This is a genomic window from Paenibacillus validus NBRC 15382 (assembly GCF_004000985.1).
GTDB lineage: Bacteria > Bacillota > Bacilli > Paenibacillales > NBRC-103111 > Paenibacillus_G > Paenibacillus_G validus.
Genome location: NZ_BIMH01000070.1, coordinates 1 through 17,476 on the forward strand (window position 1 = coordinate 1; position 17,476 = coordinate 17,476).

General features: G+C 51.9%; 15 protein-coding genes. 1 reads left to right on the top strand and 14 read right to left on the bottom strand.

All coding sequences use genetic code 11. The features are described 5' to 3' along the window. The 10 genes from PVA01S_RS24730 to PVA01S_RS24775 form a co-directional block, all read right to left on the bottom strand. The coding region (locus PVA01S_RS24730) for a LysR family transcriptional regulator (RefSeq protein ID WP_164751966.1) at window positions 1-813 on the bottom strand (813 nt) is incomplete at its 3' end. A 465-nt stretch (window positions 814-1,278) separates the two neighbouring features. Continuing rightward, on the bottom strand, window positions 1,279-2,919 hold the full coding sequence (locus tag PVA01S_RS24735; protein ID WP_127610390.1) for a glycoside hydrolase family 13 protein: 1,641 nt from the start codon (window positions 2,917-2,919) through the stop codon (window positions 1,279-1,281). A 240-nt stretch (window positions 2,920-3,159) separates the two neighbouring features. Beyond that, entirely contained in the window at window positions 3,160-3,900 is a 741-nt protein-coding gene (locus tag PVA01S_RS24740; RefSeq protein WP_164751967.1) for a Crp/Fnr family transcriptional regulator, read from the bottom strand. Window positions 3,901-4,520: 620 nt separating this feature from the next. Then, the gene (locus PVA01S_RS24745) at window positions 4,521-5,297 is read right to left on the bottom strand and encodes a Cof-type HAD-IIB family hydrolase (protein WP_054797551.1); all 777 of its coding nucleotides are present in this window, start codon (window positions 5,295-5,297) and stop codon (window positions 4,521-4,523) included. A gap of 127 nt (window positions 5,298-5,424) precedes the next feature. Further along, on the bottom strand, window positions 5,425-6,540 hold the full coding sequence (locus tag PVA01S_RS24750) for a PQQ-dependent sugar dehydrogenase (RefSeq protein ID WP_244933042.1): 1,116 nt from the start codon (window positions 6,538-6,540) through the stop codon (window positions 5,425-5,427). 148 nt (window positions 6,541-6,688) lie between these two features. Continuing rightward, window positions 6,689-6,955, bottom strand: a complete 267-nt coding sequence (locus PVA01S_RS24755) for a hypothetical protein (protein WP_054797558.1) — start codon at window positions 6,953-6,955, stop codon at window positions 6,689-6,691. A gap of 47 nt (window positions 6,956-7,002) precedes the next feature. Then, window positions 7,003-7,719, bottom strand: coding sequence for a response regulator transcription factor (locus PVA01S_RS24760; RefSeq protein WP_127610394.1), 717 nt, complete (start codon window positions 7,717-7,719; stop codon window positions 7,003-7,005). 72 nt (window positions 7,720-7,791) lie between these two features. Next, the gene (locus tag PVA01S_RS24765; protein ID WP_244933043.1) at window positions 7,792-10,017 is read right to left on the bottom strand and encodes a sensor histidine kinase; all 2,226 of its coding nucleotides are present in this window, start codon (window positions 10,015-10,017) and stop codon (window positions 7,792-7,794) included. A 114-nt stretch (window positions 10,018-10,131) separates the two neighbouring features. Beyond that, the gene (locus tag PVA01S_RS24770) at window positions 10,132-11,496 is read right to left on the bottom strand and encodes an MATE family efflux transporter (RefSeq protein ID WP_127610396.1); all 1,365 of its coding nucleotides are present in this window, start codon (window positions 11,494-11,496) and stop codon (window positions 10,132-10,134) included. A 77-nt stretch (window positions 11,497-11,573) separates the two neighbouring features. After that, the gene (locus PVA01S_RS24775) at window positions 11,574-13,466 is read right to left on the bottom strand and encodes a DUF2334 domain-containing protein (RefSeq protein WP_127610398.1); all 1,893 of its coding nucleotides are present in this window, start codon (window positions 13,464-13,466) and stop codon (window positions 11,574-11,576) included. Between the two features lie 269 nt (window positions 13,467-13,735). Here PVA01S_RS24775 and PVA01S_RS26890 point away from each other — a divergent pair, with 269 nt between their 5' ends. Then, entirely contained in the window at window positions 13,736-13,900 is a 165-nt protein-coding gene (locus PVA01S_RS26890; RefSeq protein WP_164751968.1) for a hypothetical protein, read from the top strand. A 30-nt stretch (window positions 13,901-13,930) separates the two neighbouring features. Here PVA01S_RS26890 and PVA01S_RS24780 read toward each other — a convergent pair whose 3' ends face one another. The 4 genes from PVA01S_RS24780 to PVA01S_RS24795 all read right to left on the bottom strand — a co-directional run bounded on the left by PVA01S_RS24780 (window position 13,931) and on the right by PVA01S_RS24795 (window position 17,279). Continuing rightward, window positions 13,931-14,731 carry a class I SAM-dependent methyltransferase gene (locus PVA01S_RS24780; RefSeq protein WP_127610400.1) on the bottom strand — a complete coding sequence of 267 codons (801 nt, stop codon included), beginning with the start codon at window positions 14,729-14,731 and terminating at the stop codon, window positions 13,931-13,933. A 149-nt stretch (window positions 14,732-14,880) separates the two neighbouring features. Next, window positions 14,881-15,891 (bottom strand): copper amine oxidase N-terminal domain-containing protein, encoded by a 1,011-nt coding sequence (locus PVA01S_RS24785; protein WP_164751969.1) that lies wholly within the window; start codon window positions 15,889-15,891, stop codon window positions 14,881-14,883. A gap of 17 nt (window positions 15,892-15,908) precedes the next feature. Beyond that, on the bottom strand, window positions 15,909-16,649 hold the full coding sequence (locus PVA01S_RS24790) for a hypothetical protein (protein ID WP_127610404.1): 741 nt from the start codon (window positions 16,647-16,649) through the stop codon (window positions 15,909-15,911). Between the two features lie 102 nt (window positions 16,650-16,751). After that, window positions 16,752-17,279 carry a hypothetical protein gene (locus PVA01S_RS24795; protein ID WP_127610406.1) on the bottom strand — a complete coding sequence of 176 codons (528 nt, stop codon included), beginning with the start codon at window positions 17,277-17,279 and terminating at the stop codon, window positions 16,752-16,754. Window positions 17,280-17,476: the final 197 nt, after the last annotated feature.

The window sequence follows — 17,476 nt, forward strand, 5'->3', positions numbered from 1 at the left end:
ATAAATGGGTGTGGGGGGAAGCGATTTGCGAAGATTAAGTTTTACAATAGTACCGTTATTCAGCTCTTCCCGAACGATAACTTCCTGTAAAAATGCAATTCCCATACCTTTTCGAACCATCATCTTTAACCATCCGATGTTACTGATCTCGACTTCCTTATAATCTTTTAGTTGGTTTTTTTCCAGAAACTGCTCTACCATTTGCGTTGCATAAAATTCACGATTGTATACGATAATACGTTGATTGCTTAAATCGGACGGAACAACCTTTTCCAATTGTGTCAAAGGGTGATCAGGTGCACAAACGAGAATATTTTGTTCGTTGGCAATTTTGATCATACAGATATCTGAATAGTTTTCTTCTACCTGAATGTAACCAAATCCAACATCGGCTTCATCACAACGAATATCTTTGACGACAAGATCTGTTGGATTGATTTTAACGGGAAATTCAAAGTTTGGATAACATTCATATAAAACTTTTAGTACTTCCGGCATGATTTCTACCCCCATATGATTGGGGCAGGATATTCGCAGTTTCTTCCTCTGCACAGGTATTTCTTGCAGTTCTTCATACGCTTTTTCGATCAGCTTGAAACTTTCGTTTAAATAGGGGAAAATTTTTTCCCCGGCTTGCGTCAACTCCACCTTTCTCCCGTTGATCCGTTGAAACAACGGGGTATTCAGTTGTTGTTCGAGCTGTTGGATCCGAACACTGATGGTGGGTTGGCTAATATATAAGGCATCTGCGGCTGCAGAAAAACTCCCTTTTTCAACAATTTTTAAAAACGCCTCAATATTCTTTAGCTGCATAGTTGTTCTTCCTTCCGTATATCTTTTAAGCGCTTACCCGTTTCTACAGCTGTCCGCTTTCTATACAACCCGCCGTATCGGTCACTGCCGCAATTGGGTGCTGCATACTTCTCGTACTTGGTATAAAACTATCGTACCTATAGCTGTGACCCTCTGTCAATCGTTAAGGTCGTTACCGGGGAAAAGGTTCTTACAAAATGATATCATTAACTAACCGGAGGATAAACCCGAGCTGCCCGGGCAGGAGTGCCCCGCGTTTTGAAGTCGTGGATACCGATTACGGGCTATTAATCGGGGCAAGGAGAACGGGACGATGATCATTTTTATTTCCTGATCGATCGGGATATGCAAAAGCGAGGCGAATTGGGGGCCTTCCCAGTCCGTCGAATGGAGGCACGAGCGTTCAACCCAAAAAAGGATCCGCCGGCGGATCCTTTTTTGGAATTATTCGCTTTATGGATCGCATCAACCGATTTGATAGATGCGGGCCTCGTGCGGACGAAGCGTCACCACGGGAAGCGGCTCTTCTTCCTTAACGTCGTCGCCATAGTTGGCAAGTATCAATTGCCGGCTCCGCATTTCATAGCCCGCAGGCCAGGCAAAGGAATGCGGACGATCGGAATGATTGAGCATCACGAGCCATGTGATGTCCTCTAAGCGGCGGGTATAGACATAAAGGTGTTCATCATGCGGCGTAAGATCCTCATATTCGCCGTAAACCATCACTTCATGATGTTTTCTTAACGAGATTAATTTCTGGTAGTAGGTATAGATCGAATGAGGATCATTAACATCGCGTCGGGCATTGATTTCTTTATAATTCGGATTCACTTTAATCCAAGGCGTGCCTTTCGTAAACCCTGCGTGCTCACTGTCATCCCATTGCATCGGAGTCCGTGAATTATCCCGGCTTAACGCTTTCAAGCTTTGAAGCACCTCTGCGGGATCCCTGCCCTTGCCTACTTCCTCCGCATACTTATTTTTCATCGCAATATCGTCGTAATCCTCGATCGCAGGGAACTCTACGCCGGTCATGCCTATCTCTTCCCCTTGATAAATGTAAGGGATGCCGGGCAGCGTATGGAGCATCGTGGCGAGCAGCTTCGCCGATTCCACACGGTACTGGCCATCATTGCCGTAGCGCGTCACTTGGCGGGTATGATCGTGATTGTTCAGAAATTGGGAATTCCAGCCTCTTCCCCAGAGACCTTCGTACCAGCGACGTTGAATGCTCTTAAAGCGCAGCATGTCCCAATCCGGCATTTCGTCGCAAACCTCGAAGTGAAACAAGGTATGCAGTTCGTGCCGGTCTTCGGCTACATACTTCAATCCTTCCTCAGGTCCTACGAAAGCGGCTTCTCCCACCGTTAAAATATCGTAGTCCTTAAACACCCGGGCATTCATTTCTTGCAGAAACGTATGCAAGCCCGGATTATTGGTCAAATACCGGATATCTTGCGGATTCTCCGCATCGGGGAAGTCTTTGGGCTTCGCCAACAGCGCAATGGCGTCCAACCGGAAGCCATCTATACCCTTGTCCAGCCAATATCTCATCATCTTATAGATTTCTTCGCGCAGCTCGGCGTTCTCCCAATTCAGATCCGGCTGCTCCACCGCAAACGAATGAAAGTAGTACTGGCCGGTTAATTCATCCCATTCCCAGGTCGACGGAGAAAAGTAAGACCGCCAGTTGTTAGGCGCCTTCCCGTTCTTGCCGTCCCTCCATATATACCAATCCCTCTTCGGGTTATGCGTCGAGGACCTGGATTCCAGGAACCACGGATGCTGATCGGAAGTATGGTTAACGACTAAGTCCATGATGAGCTTCATGCCTCTTCGGTGAACTTCTTCGAGAAGTTTCTCCCAAGCTTCCATGGTGCCGGCTTTTTCCATAATGATATTGTAGTCGGAGATATCGTATCCGTTATCTTTATCCGGCGATCCATAAACAGGATTTAACCAGATGACATCGACGCCCAGCTGTTGGATGTAGTCCAATTTATGAATGACGCCTTCCAGATCTCCATACCCGTCCCCATCCGAATCATAGAAGCTTCGCCAGTAAACTTGATAGACGACGGACTCTTTCCACCATGCTTTTTTCATCATTTTTCTCCTTTTGCAGGCATTCATTTGGCAGGAACTGCATGTTTATATTGTCCATTATAAAGAACTGTCCATTCATTTTAGAGAACTAAAATTATACTCTTTGGTGTAATTTATTGACGTTAGTGCGGCTTTTCGCTTCCCCCTACGGAAAGGCAGTCATTACAATATGATTACAGAATCGAGCATATGTTCGTGACAAGGAACACAAAAATTTTGCGGAAGCGGTCACTGAATTATTTAATTGTTATACCTATTATAGTTATGACAGGAGTGCCATTGTCTCCATTCGGATGTATCGCGATCCGGGCCGGTAAGGGATTTTAACCCGTGCAAGTCGATAATGATGAAATGCTTATTTTGCATACGGATCAAGCCGCCGTCCTGAAATTCATGCAGCGCCCGCGTAGCACTTTCACGACCGATGCCGATCATATCGGCAAAGTGTTGTTGGGTGATCTTCCAATTAATCATGTATCCTTCTTCCGTTTCAACGCCAAAATTCGTATATAAATCAAGAAGAAGATTCGCCACTCGAACACGGGCGTCCAGAAAGGCAAGGTACTCGATTTTTCTGTTCGCTTGGCGAAGGCGCTCACTGATCACATAGAACAATCTGCGCATGATTTGCGGAAAAGCATAGATGATCTCCTCGAGCTGAGGCTTTTTTATCATCCATAACGTCGTTTTTTCTATGGTTGCGGCAGAAGCAAGCCGGCGATTGTCGTGATGAAGCACCTCAAGTTCGCCAAGGGTTTCGCCTGGAAATTGGTGTGCGAGAATAATCTGCTTGTATTCATGCTCCTGGTAAATTTTTAACGCGCCCGATTTGATGATATACATCTCGTGACCTTCATCGCCTTGAAAAAAAACAACCTGCTTGCTCGCATAATTTCGTTCCGTAAACCTGGACAGCACAAAAGACTCGTCCCGGATATCGATATCTTTAAATATAGGCAAATCAAGAACAGATGAGAACAAGATGCGCCCCCCTTGCTGCAACGATCCGTAACATTTATGTAATAGGCCGAGAGAAGGGCTCGGTTACCCGTCATTATAGCATTAATCCTATGTTGTTTGTGAATGTTTAATGGCGGGAAGCATATTTTATAAAAATGAGCATGATTTAAAATCTAAGAACCATCATGATGCAAGCATTCATTAGGAGAGCTGTTTATGACATGCGACTTATATTTTTATTGCTTTCTCTGCCATAAAATCGAGCCGGTTCAAAACGCTAAAAAAATTTTTAAAACGGGCTTTAACCAAATAGACGATCATCGATATCCTGTAGGCTACTGCCAAAAGCATATGTCCTCTTCAAACATAAACAGCGGAACTGCGAGATGTTAGTCGTGCCGATCCGGATTTGCAGCCGGACTAGCAGCGCATCATCATCTCATAGTTCCGCTATTGTGCATCCAGCATCTGAAATCAAGCCAAGCCCTGCCTGCGGTTCGCCGCCGTTCGTCCGCTGCAGCACCTTTTTCGCCCCGGGAATTGCTAGAAGTACACCCCCCGCTTCGTCGAGCCGATACCGCAATTGGCGGATGAGCGGCGAGTCGCCGCGACGGCGAGCACCAACAAATCCCGGATGTATTTCATGCGGGCAATATCCACTTCTCCACCGCATACGCGATGCCATCTTCGTGCAGCGGCTTCGTGACGAAGCGAGCCCGCTCCTTCAGTTCCTCGCAGGCGTTGCCCATCGCGATGCCCATGCCGACGGATGCGATCATTTCCAAATCGTTCAGGCCGTCGCCGAAGGCGGCCGTTTCTTCGGGGGCGATCGCCAGATGATCCATCAGCATCCGCAGGCCGATCGCTTTGTTCATGCCGCTCGGATTCAGATCGACCGCCCACGTCCGCCAGCGATGAACGTAAAAGCCGTCACGCTCCGCTCCCGTATAGAAAGACTCCTCTTCTTCCCCGCAGAAGATAATGCTCTGGTAAATTTCCGGCAGCTCGCCGCTCGCCGAATCGATTAACGTCGGCTCCATGAAGCCGATCTCCTGCTGCGCGCGCCGGAACAACGGGGCGTTCTCCCGGTTCGTATACAAACCGTTTGCCCCGTACAACAACAGCGTATGGTTTAACCGCTCCGCCTCCGTCAGCCACCCTTCCACCGTCGTCCGCGCGAACGGGGTACCGGACAACGTCTTCCCCCGATGCCCGACATGACTGCCGTTACAGGTGATCGCCCAATCGATGCCGAGCTCCTCGCGGAGCGATGCCATCTCATATTCGCTCCTTCCCGTGCATAAAGCGAGGGCGATCCCTCTTTCCTTCAACTGCTTCAGCGCCGTCCGCGTCGATTCGGGCAATTGGTCCCGATCCCGCAGCGTGCCGTCTACATCGAATGCAACTAATCGGATCATCGCTTGCGTCCACTCCACTCTCTTTATCTGGTTCGCTATTTATTATACCAGAGAGGGCCGATGCCATCTCCATAAAAACATCAACGACCGGATGATGGGCATCTACATATCGGACGAGGAACGACGTCTACTCCTTCATCCTCATCAAGCGATCGTCGCCCGCCTTCGGCACGCCTCTCCCGTCCGTATTGTTCGTCAATACATACACATACCCGCCATGAACCTTCACGTCCCGGAGACGCCCTGCATGCTGCAGGACGGCATTTATCGACTTCGTCTCCGGTTCGTAGCGGAACAGCGCTTCTCCGCGCAAAGCAGCCACATAGATGGGACCGTTCCCGCCTATTGCAATTCCGGACGGGGCTATGGCTTCGCGACCTGTATGATACAAGGGCGGGAGCATCCCCTCACGCCTCTCGTCACCGATGACAAGCGGCCAACCGTAATTGGCGCCCGCTTGAATCCGATTCATTTCGTCGTGCCCTGCCGGCGAGCCCGAAGGCCCGTGCTCCGAAGCATACATCGCCCCGTCTGACGTCCACGCAATCCCCTGCGAATTGCGATGTCCGTACGAATACACATACGATTCGGGAAAAGGGTTATCTTTCGGAACTTGACCGTCCGGCGTCATCCGTAATATTTTTCCGGCCAAGCTGCTGAGGTCCTGCGCCAAATCAGGTACATTCGAATCTCCCGTCGTCACGTACAGCTGCTTGTCCGGACCGAGAGCCAATCTTCCCCCGTTGTGGTTGAGCGAGCCCGGGATACGCTCCAGCAGCGCTTGCTGCTCCGTCCAACCGCCCGCATTCTCCTTCAGAACGACGACCCGGTTCCAAACCGTCCCGTTATCCTTGTAAGTATGATAGGCGAAGGCCAGTTTACTCACGGTGAAGTCTGGGGCGAGCACGAAGCCGAGAAAACCGCCCTCTCCTTCCGAAAGAAGCGGCTTCCGGAGACGCACCTCTTGCCGCTTGACCGACGTTCCCTCGATCTTCGCGATCGTTCCTTCCCGCTCGCTGACATACATCGTACTCCCCTGAAAATCGAGCGCCCAAGGCGTCCGCAGCCCTTCAGCCAACACCTCGACCGAAGCGTTCTTCCCGCTCTCCCGCTCGGCCGATTCCGGCGTTTCCTTGTTTGCCGGTGTATCCGGAGGCTTGATCTTCCCTTGTGAACAAGCCGTCAACGATAACGTAAATGTCAGCGAGAGCACCAGCAAGACGATCTCAAATTTGGACTTCACGCAATCCCCTCCTTCACGCAATTCCTTTTAATGGGTAAAATCGCAAAAAAGATCGCGCGCGTATCGCCCCATAGAGCGAACGCTGCTGCGATCTTTCTTCTCCTGTCTTGGCCGCAGCCTATTTCCGCGATAACAGGCATTCGTTCTTCTACGATTGCAAATTTTGCATCGCGGCATCAACCAGGGCGTCGAACAGCTCATCGTCTTCTTCCAGCCGCGATTCCACGACATAGATGTCTTCTTCCTTGCCCGAGCTTGCGGTAAAGCTTAAGCTGTAGGACCAATCGCGAGCGTTCTTGCTCTGGAGCGTCAGCTCGTAAGCGGATTGCTGTCCGGTCACCCCGAACACGACGCGTCCCAAATAACCGTCTTCCTTGGAATGCGTCATTGACGCTTCCGTAATATTCACTTCCATATCCATTCCCCTTTCTTCGTCGCGGCAAGCTCGCGCTCAGCTGTATGTTAGTGGTAAGTTCCGCCGGGATGCGCGAATTTATACCCGACCCCGTGCACATTGATAATATATCGAGGATTCGAAGGGTCCGGTTCGATCTTCTTGCGCAGGTTGCTGACATGTACGATAATCGTACGGGTGTCGTTGAAGCATTCCTGCCCCCAAATCTCGCGGAAGAGGTGCTCATGCGTGAACGTCTGCTCCGGCCGCGAAGCAAGATAATGCAGCAAGTCGAATTCCTTGCGGGAAAGCTGCACGTCTTGACCGTTTACCTTCACCACCCGGCTGGCCCGGTCGATGCGGATAGACCCGAACGCCAGTTTGGCCGAAGCCGATTCAGCCGTTTCGCCGCCCGTCATGAACGGTCTGCGCAGATGCGCGCGCACCCTGGCAATCAGCTCGTTAGGGGAGAAGGGCTTCGTTATATAATCGTCGCCGCCCAAGTTAAGCGCATGGATTTTGTCGGACTCTTCTTTCTTGCAGCTCAGAAACAGGATCGGAACCGACGATACCGCCCGCAGCTCCCGGCATATCTCGAAGCCGTCTTTTCCCGGCAGCAGCACGTCTAGAATGGCCAGATCCGGCTGCTCGGCTTCAGCCAACAGGACCGCATCCGTTCCATTACCCGCCCAAACGACGTCGTAGTCGTTCTTCTCCAAATAAAGACGGATTACATCCCGAATTTCGGGGTCATCTTCGACAATCATAATTTTTTGAGCCGACATGCCATCACCGTCCGAAACATAATCCCAAAGTCCCGCTGTTACTGTTTAGAATAGGCAAATAATGGCTGGCGGTCAAGCCTTTTCTGCCGGAAGCGAGAAGCAGATGATCGTACCTTGCCCCTTGGCTGTGTGCTCGATCCAAATACGCCCTCCGTGAACCTCGACGATCTCCCTGGCGATAGACAACCCGAGACCCTTGCCCCCCGTAACGGAGTTGCGCGACTTGTTGCTCGTATAGAACCGGTCGAACACATACGGCAGATCGTCTTCGCCAATTCCTTCTCCCGTATCGAGGACGCGAACCTTCATTTCTGCACCGTTATCGATCATATCGACTTGGATCATGCCGCCGGACGGCGTAAATTTAATTGCGTTCGCCACCAGATTGCCGAACACCTGATGCAAGCGCTCCACGTCGACGTTTACAGTGGAAAACGTCCCCGCTTGCGCCGCCTCTCCGCGTATCGACAGCGTATAATGAATATCCGCGTTCCTCGCGTCCAGCTCATAGCGCTGGTACAGCCTCTCGATCAGACGTTCGGTCGTGAGCGGCTGCTTCTTGAATTCGACCTGCCTCGCCTCCAGCTGCGATAGCTGGAATAAATCTTCGATTAACCGGTCCATCCCGATCACTTTGCTGTGAATGATGCGCAAGTACCGCTCCCGCTGCTCCTCCGTATCGACCAGCCCGTCCAGGATCGCCTCCAGGTATCCTTGAATCGTCGTCAGCGGCGTGCCCAAATCGTGGGAAATGTTACTGATCAGATGACTGCGTGACGTCACCATCCGCGACAGCTCGCCATTCGTCAGAACCAACGCCTCGTAAGCCTGCTCTAAATCGCCGGTACGCTCCTTAATTTTCTCATAAAGCCCGCTGTTCATCTCCGTTAGCGCTGCGGACAGCTTCTCTTCGTTGACGTAAGCGCGTGAGAGCTTCATGGACAACAGCAACGACTGGGAGAAAATGAACACCAGCAGGCCAAACGCAGACATGCGTTCCGTCGTCTTCACCCACTCATGCGCGTACATCATATCGTTAATAATTGCAGCCGCCAGAATGAAGCAGGAGAACAGCAGGAGGCTGCCGCCTTCCCGGCGTCTTATGAACGCCAGCGTGACGGTTGACAGAATGTAGCAAATGCCGAGCACAACGAGCAATTGAAGCACCCACAACGCGCTTGTGAACAAGAACGGCGGCAGGGCGAGCAGCACGCCAGAATAAGCCAGCAGCGCGACGCAGAAGACCATGTTGACGGTCCGCGAGCTTTCCGAAGGATACAGGTTGGCGAAGAAGAGGATGAAGACCGGCAAGGACAGCGCCGCTGTCATATATTCGAGCACCAGCTCGAGCTCCCAGCTGAAGCCGGGGAACAGCTTGGTCATCACAATTTCGCCGAGCAGCATCATCCGCAGACTGAACAATAAACAGAAGATGCCGAAATATAGCGTGGACAGCTCTTTCGTCCGAACGGCGAACAGCCCCAGATGATACAGCCCCATGATGAGCAGGCTGCCGATCAGCAGCGTGTCGAAGCCGGCGGACAACTCCTTTTCCCGGCTCACCGACTGGAAGAGACCTAACTTGATGGGCTGGCGGATACCGCCTTTCTGGTGATCGTAGTTGGAGATTTGCACCACGATATCGAGCTCCGAGGCAAACCGGTCCGCAATCGTCAACTGCGGCACAAATTCCGGCCGGGACGTCTCTGCGTTCGTGCCGACTTGCCCGGCAGCCGCGGTCATGCGGCCGTTAATCCACAACCGGTAGGCTGTGTTGATCGTCGGTATGTCCAGCGCCAGCTCCTGCGCCTGCTCGGGTTCGGGCAGCAGGACGCGGAGGCGGTACGTGGCGTAACCTTCACCTTCGATCGAGCGGCCGCCCACAACCGTCCCGTTCCACGAACCGGGTACAGCGACATGAGTCAAGCTTGACCGCTCGCCGCCTTCAGAAGGGCTTGAGTCGGTGCTTGAGCCGGCGTGTGAGTCAGCGCTTGAGCCGGCCCGTGAGTCGGCGCTTGAATCCAGTCCTGCGCCGGGACTCGTACCCGGGCTTGTACCGGACTTCACGGCGAATTGATCCGGGTCACGCAGCTCCTTCCAATAAAATTCCCACATCCCGTCTAAACGTACGGCTTGCCCGTCCTCCCAACGCCATTCACGAAGATCCAGCACGCCGTCCTTCGCAACCGGCGCCGAGCCGGAGAGGTTGAACAGAAGAGGGCTGAGCAAGCCCAGGCTAAGCATCAGCAGCGCGAATAGAACGAACGGCATGACACGCATATTCAAGTATCGGTTCACGGTTTTGCACCCTACTCCCGGGGATATTGAAATAGTTACGGATGCCGTCAAGGACGCCGGTCGCGAGCTTCTTCCGCGCAGCCGGATCGGATACCCGCTCGTCCTTGCTCCGCCTTACTCATGGCTCGGCTGCTTCACCGTGACTGTATCCCAGTCGGTACGGTAGAAACGAATGCATAACGCCAACGCGATCAGCGTTAAGAATATATAGAGCGACAGCCACGCTCCGGTACTTCCAAGCTCCAGCGTGAAGGTCAGCACATAGGCAAGCGGGATGAACACAAGCCAATTGAGCACGAGCGACGCCCGCAGCAGGAACGTCGTATCGCCGAGTCCACGCAGCGCCCCGGCATAATAGTTCAACACCCCGTCGAACAGCTGCAAATACGCGGAGATCATCAGGAGGCGACCCGCCAACTCATAGACGGCCGGGTCGGACGCATACAGCCGGGCGATCGGCACCGCGAAGAAAAACTCGACCGTCCCCAGCACGAGCAGGAACAAACTGCCGAGCACGGCGACATCCGTACCCAACCGGCGCGCCAAGCGCGGCTGGCCGCGGCCGATCTCTTGACCGACCAGGATCGTCGCCGTCGCCCCGAAAGCGAATGCCGGCATAAAGCCAAGCCCCATCACGTTCAGCGCGATCTCATTGGCCGCAAGCGCTTCGGTGCCCAGACGCGTAACGAACATGGTGAAGACGAACATCGCGAGCGACATCGCCATCTCCTGCATGCCCAGCTTTCCGCTTTCCACCAGCAGCAGCTTCGACTCGGCCCGCTCCAGCCGAATACGTCTGCGGGTCACAAACCTGCGATGCATCGGCACCAAGAACACATATGCGCTGCCGATCAGACTGAGCGCCTCTCCGATCAGAACGGCCAGCCCCGCTCCCCGAAGCCCAAGCTCCGGGAATCCCCAGTGCCCGTACGTCAACGTATAGGTAAAAAAGATCATCGAGCCGTTCGCCACAAGCGACATCACCATCGGTGTCCGCGTGTCGCCCACCCCGCGAAAAAATCCGTGCAGGACGAAGCTGACCGTAAAACACGCCACCGCAAACAACCTGAAACGCAAATAATCGGCGCCAGCCCCGACCAGCTCGGGCGAACCGCCCATCAAGCGGAGAATCGAGCCCGGCAGCAGCAGCCCGACGATAGCCGCCAGCAGAGCGACCGCCGAACCGACATATAAGGCCGTGTACGTGCGACGTACCGCTTGATCCATTTGCCCGGCGCCGTAATTTTGCGCCACTAAATAATTGACCGAATGCCCGAAGCCCGAACATAGCGCCCAGGCGTTGTAGGCCACAATATTGGACACGCCGACCACCGCAATGACGAGCGCCCCCATGGGCCCCACCATTAATAAATTGATCGTACCGGTCACGGTACCCGACGCGAACGAAATAATGGAAGGGAGCGCCAGCCCCAGAATCACTTTCCAATGCTGCGTAAACTGCTGAAGCCAACTTTTCATATAGAAGTCCATTTCCTTTCCGTCTTCGCGTACATCTCCATTTTGCCTGAAAAACCGGAAAGGAACAAGGTCAAGTCTTACTGACGGATAAAAGACAGCGCAACGTCCAAGTCGCCGCTCTTGCCGTCTTGAAGCGCCAGATCGCTTTTTCCGTTGCCGTCGGCGTCGGCAATCCACAGCTTCGGCTCCGCGCCGGGCACTCCCCAAGGGCCGAACCCGGACAACAGCTTCCACCCTGCCTCATTCGTGCGCAAATACACCGTCCCCGTCATCGTCCGGCTATTCCAGCGGAACACATCCTCGAGCCCGTCCCCGTTATAATCGCCGAACCGCAGCTTCCCTTCCTCGTTCGGCAAGTCAAGACCGGCCCGGGCTGCCGTCCACTCGAGCTTTTGCGTATCCGGCTTAAACTCGATCCCTGCGGAAGCGCCGTCCTTAGCCGCGAACAACGTCCCGCCGCTCTCGCGTCTTGCCTGAAGCTCCGAACGCAGCTCGCTTCGCAGCTTGTAAGGCTTCAACGGCCTCATCTCGTCCTTATGGAGAAGCCAACCATACAGCTCCCGGCGTTCCTGAGTCAAACCGGCTACCAGCAGGTCGCCTCCGGCAAGCGGCAGCGTGTATAAGCTATCCCAAGCGCGTGCATCGATCGTCCAACTGCCGGACGGCTCGAACCGCCCGCCGCTGGCTGCATACCGCTCCAGCTTCCCGTTCGGATCGGCTTTCCAGACGCTGCACGGGCCCTTCTCGTCTCTGCCGCTGACCGCCGCCGCTGCCCCCTTCTTATAGGCCATACGTCCCCACTTCGCGGCCTGGCCCGGCTGCTCGTTCCGTACTCCCTGATACCTTCCCAACGTCACGGAGACGTCCCCATTGCGCTCATTCCAATCGATCCGGTCCACCTGCCCGTCGCCGTCCGCATCACCGAGCAGCAAGCGGGAGAGCGAACCATCAGCAGCCGTTACATGCTGAGCCGGGGTGAAAGGCACGTAATCTTGTATGGAATAAAAAGCATACCCTTTCGCCTTCAAGCCGGCTACGAGCTTCTGCAGCACGCTGACATTTTTATCGGGGTAGCGATATACCGGAAGCCCGTCCCGATACAGTTGATCGCCCTCTTCGTCGGTTACCGGTATCAGCGACTTGAACTCCAGGAACGGATGATAGAAGAACGAGCCAATGTTGTCCGATTTGCCAAGACGGTCCAGGATCACCCGCTCATCCTTGTTAGAAGGGATGTAATCAAAAGGCGTCGGCACGTAGGCCGCCCCCAAAGTCGATCCTTCATTTCTTCCATTCATATAAATAGCCGCAGGCGCGTTACGATGCGCTTGAACCTCGGACTGATACTGCAAGCCGAAGTACGAGCGAAACACTTCATCCTGCGCCGCTGTCGTATGATAGTGGGGCGCCTCCCAAAACTGCGGTGTAATGCCGGCATTGCGAAAAATAGCCAGCCCCTCCCGCATCCGCTCCTCGGCAAAAGCTTTCGTCTGCGTCTCCGCCACATCCGCCACGTCGAACTCGTTGCCGATACCGGATTCATGGTGCCCGTCATCCCTGCGGCTTTGTCCGACTTGATGCGTATAGCCATGCATGCCGACGATGGCTCCCGACGAAAGCGCATCCTTGACGACCTTTTGGAATGCCGCTACATACGGATGATCTGCTTGATCCAGTCTCACATCGTAAGCAGGGCCGTCCTTCGGGTAGTCGATCCATCTGGGAATTAGGGCGATATGATAGGCCACGTGCTGTTCCTGCAAATACTCAAGCACGGCCCGCAGCTTCCCGAGCTGCTCTATGGACCCGTACTGTCCTCCCGGTCCGACGTCCTCCAGACGGATCAGAACAAAGGGCGGAATGCGCGCCTCCCCTTGCACACCCGCCATATGGTAAGCGGTAAATACAGAACCTAGTAACAATATGGATACAAATAAGCGTAACCATGGCATCGTACGGAAAGTAAACACTCGGATGATAACCCCTCTCTGACTGCACCCATGCACGTAGTCGACAAGTTGCTCATATATAAACCGCTTCCACTGTTAACAATTCCTCTTTGAAACTAGTAACGCCCCAAATCTATTTCATAGATTTGATTGGTATATAGAAGCAGCCCGCAGGCATTCACCTGCGGGCATGGAATTATTTGTAAACGACCGACTAAAATCTAAAGAACTAGTCGAATCTATTATAATATAACTTTCATTCGGATGTAATCCGTCAGGAGGATAAAAAGATGGAAAACAATCTCCAATCTATAACTCAAGAATTATTGGATATTCGCCATAAATACGCCGGTATCGACGAAGGCTTTGCCGAACTCGAGCAGATGCTCGCCGCGATGGAAGAACGGATGTCGTCGCTGGAAAACCGCGTCTCCTTCTTAAACCTGCGAGACTAAACTTCATTACAAACTTCTACCTGAGCTTCATCACCGCCGCGGCCTCATGGCATGCACCCGGATCCTCCGGTAATCAGCCATCCACTGCCCGCCCTCATAGAGGACGGGTTTTACCAATTGCACACAGCGATCGGCCGCTTCCTCTTTCTCTTTTTCCGTCAAGCCTTCAAAGAACACACCGGCAAAAGCTTTCAACCAATGCCGCATCCCCTGCTCCCCATCGCTTAAGCGTGTGGGCCGATCATACAATTCCGCATACCCTACTTGAAAGCCCTGATTCTCCAATATCGAAGCATATTCGCCAATCGTCGGAAAATACCATGGGTCCCGCTCACCGGCGTCGATGCCATATGTCTTTACCGTATCACGGACCGCACAGAAAATAGTTTCCACATTCCCGGCTCCGCCGAATTCAGCCACAAACCGCCCCCCAGGCCGCAGAGCCAACCATACCGACTCCACTACCTGCTCCGGACGCTTCATCCAATGCAGCGCCGCATTCGAGAATACCGCATCATAGGGCTGCTCGCCATCCTTCAACCGAAACGCTTGGCCATCCGCTTGCTCAAACCGTACACCGGGGTATTTACTCCGTGCCTTATCGATCATCTCTTGTGAATAATCGATCCCTACGCAATGCGCCCCCATCTGCGCAATCTCATAGGCCAAATCCCCCGTCCCGCAGCCCAGGTCCAGAATCCGCTCCCCCGCCTGCGCCTTCAACAACGCAATCAAACCTTTCCCCAGCTCCGACACAAACCCGATTTGCTTGTCATAGTGCTCGGCATTCCATTGCTGCCCGGCCGCCGGCTTCCCCGTTTTCTTGGTCATGGCTTTCAGCCCCTTCCTTTTTCTATATTATGAGGGATGGCAGGCTTATTGGGGAAATATATAAAAGCGATAGTCATTATTGCAAAATCTTATTAATAAAATAAAAGCACCGTCCTCCCGCTAGAGAGAACGATGCGAAGTCAAGCTGATTAGATACCGTAAGACTGTTTAGCCAAAGACTTTGCCTGTTCATAGCTTGCCCGATATTCATCGGCCTTGGCGGTGCCATATTGGTACTCGCCCAATTTGGCTTCCATCGCAGAGATGATCGTATTAAAGCGGCTATCAAACTCGGCAAGCTTGGCTTCGGCTTGGGTTTTCAATTCCGCTTTCTTGGCAGCCTTCTCCTGCTCGTCTTCAATGTTACTGTACTGCGCAAGCAAACCTAAGAAATACACCATCGCTTCCGATTGAAGGGCTTCGATTCGCGGTTTAAACTCATCGGCGATCGATTGTTCCGTCCTTGTCGTTGTAGCGCCGCCACCGCCTCCGCCGCCCATCACCGGTGCAGCTGGCGCCGCCGGCTTCGGAGCTTCTGCCGGCTTTGGCGTGGCCGGCTTATCCTGTTCAGCCTTCGGCTTGTCCGCCGCCGGAACCTCGGCCTTAATCGTATAGCTCACCGCATCCCACTCGATCTTCCTGCCAACGGACTCCGAGAAGAAGCGAAGCGGCACATAGAGGCTGTTATCTACGAACAAGCCCGGCAGCTCTTCGCCGATTTCTTTCGTTTGGCCGTCAAAGACGTATTGGACTTTCTCTTGGTATACTGAAATGCTTGACGGCTTCAACTGGGAAGCGTCAAAGGAATCCCGCAATTTCCCGCCGCGCACCTTCGTATTGAGATTATACTCATCGATCTGCACTTTATCCGCAGCTTTCGGCTCTTCTACTGTGACCTTATATGTATCCCCGTCCCACTGGACGGCTTTGTTCAGAGAGTAAGAGATAAAGCGCAGCGGCACATATGTACTTCCTTCATAAATAAAGCCCTGCTGATCCTCCGGCGGAGCATACTGCTCACCGTCGAAGACGAATTGCAGCGGAACGTAGTAAACATCAACGTTTTGTGGGGTCTGCGCGGCGGAAGCGGTGCTTACCGCGCTTGCGAATAACATCGCGGCTAAGGAAAATAGTTTAATTTTATTCTTCACTGTGGTCACCTTTCTGTTACCTAGACTTAGGGTTGTTTGGGCTGATCTTGTTTGGTTGTATCTTGCTTGGTTGTATCTTGTTTGTTTGAAAGATCTTGTTTCTTCGAATCCGCGTAGTTTTTGCCTTGGCTTAAACCATACTTAGCGGCAATACCGATGAGCTGGTTGTATTCATCCTCGGATAGCTTATTGAGGATGATTTTTTTGGCTTCTTTTTTTTCTTCCAATGATAGGCCATTTGATGCCATTTGGGCAAATAGTTTTAGTTCGCCAGGACTAAGCTTGGATAAAAGCATGGAGGTTACCTTGGCTTTTTCGGCTATGGTGATTTCATCCTTCACTTTTTCCGCTTTCTCTTCTGATATAGTGGCTGAGTATTGGGTTGTATTGCCGTTCGGCTTCTCCTGGCTTTCAGCAGAACTTTTAGCAGCATCTGATGTTGCTTTGTTAGATCCTTTATCTTCCGTGATAGGACTGACTTCTGTTTTTTCATTTTGCGCAGAAGTCGATAAGGCACCATGATTTTCAGTAGAATTAGAGCTCTGAGTTGAAACGGAATTAGATTCCGGTACGACCTGATTGTCGCTATTCGTAGACTTATCGAGGTTGGGCTGCTTTTGTACTGTAGAGTCAGCCGATAGTGTATGTAAGGAACTTCCTCCGCTTATGCTATTCATAATAATTGAGAACGATTTATTCGCAATAAAGAACGCCGCTATAATAAGAACACCCAAACTAGCCAGAACGACTAAGAGTTTTTTCCTCATCCAATCACCCTATGTATAGTTAGTAGATCAGCTTTCCTCTATATAGTAACACGTATTGATGCTAGGTAATAGTATTGGAAGTGAGCATCCACTACTAACGTGCTACTTGGAAACGGCTTTTCTTACAGCTTCTATTTCTTCCTTGGTGAATTTGGAATAAGCTATTCTTTTTAATTCAGCCTTTTTCTCAGCAGTTAACTCTCCGCTAGCCAGTTGTTTGATGTGCTTGATTTCAGAAACCGAAAATTTACTCATGGCAAATTTAACCGCTTGTTGCTTGTTTTCAAAACTTAGAACTTCCCGGCTCTCGCTATCATTTTTTGCGTTCGAATTCTTAATTTCTTCTTGCTTTGTGGAATTCTGTTCTTGAGGAATATTTTCTGTTTTGGATTCGGCAGCATCCAGCTTCAACTCGTTTGCCTTCTCACTAGCTGACTGTGTTGCAACTAACTGATCATTATTGTTAGTTAACTTATCGACATCAATGGAAATGTCTGTGTCTTTTAAATCACTGGGAAGTTCTTGCAGCAGTTTATTAGCCGCCAAGTCTACTAGATAATGGTAACCGGCATAACCACCAATGCTTAAAAAGCTTATCGCAATTAACGATCCTATTAACCACTTTTTCAAAATGTATTCTCCTATCAATAGTACAATGTAAAGTTAACTAATTAGTTGCCCCTGAAAAAATCGAATTTTGAAATGGCCCTTCTTCACTGCGATTTTTTATACAAGGAGGATTTTCCTTTCGATTCCATTTTTCTTGCTCTATTTGACCATTTGGGCGGCTCTTCTGAGGTTGTGTATAATGCTCCCATAGGTTGAGT

Coding starts and splice junctions, on each gene's coding strand:
- PVA01S_RS24770 (WP_127610396.1), bottom strand. CDS start 11,496: ATGAAAAGTTGGCTTCAGCAGTTTACGCAGCATTGGAAAGTGATTCTG.
- PVA01S_RS24755 (WP_054797558.1), bottom strand. CDS start 6,955: ATGGAAGTGAATATTACGGAAGCGTCAATGACGCATTCCAAGGAAGAC.
- PVA01S_RS24760 (WP_127610394.1), bottom strand. CDS start 7,719: ATGTCGGCTCAAAAAATTATGATTGTCGAAGATGACCCCGAAATTCGG.
- PVA01S_RS26890 (WP_164751968.1), top strand. CDS start 13,736: ATGGAAAACAATCTCCAATCTATAACTCAAGAATTATTGGATATTCGC.
- PVA01S_RS24735 (WP_127610390.1), bottom strand. CDS start 2,919: ATGAAAAAAGCATGGTGGAAAGAGTCCGTCGTCTATCAAGTTTACTGG.
- PVA01S_RS24790 (WP_127610404.1), bottom strand. CDS start 16,649: ATGAGGAAAAAACTCTTAGTCGTTCTGGCTAGTTTGGGTGTTCTTATT.
- PVA01S_RS24780 (WP_127610400.1), bottom strand. CDS start 14,731: ATGACCAAGAAAACGGGGAAGCCGGCGGCCGGGCAGCAATGGAATGCC.
- PVA01S_RS24745 (WP_054797551.1), bottom strand. CDS start 5,297: ATGATCCGATTAGTTGCATTCGATGTAGACGGCACGCTGCGGGATCGG.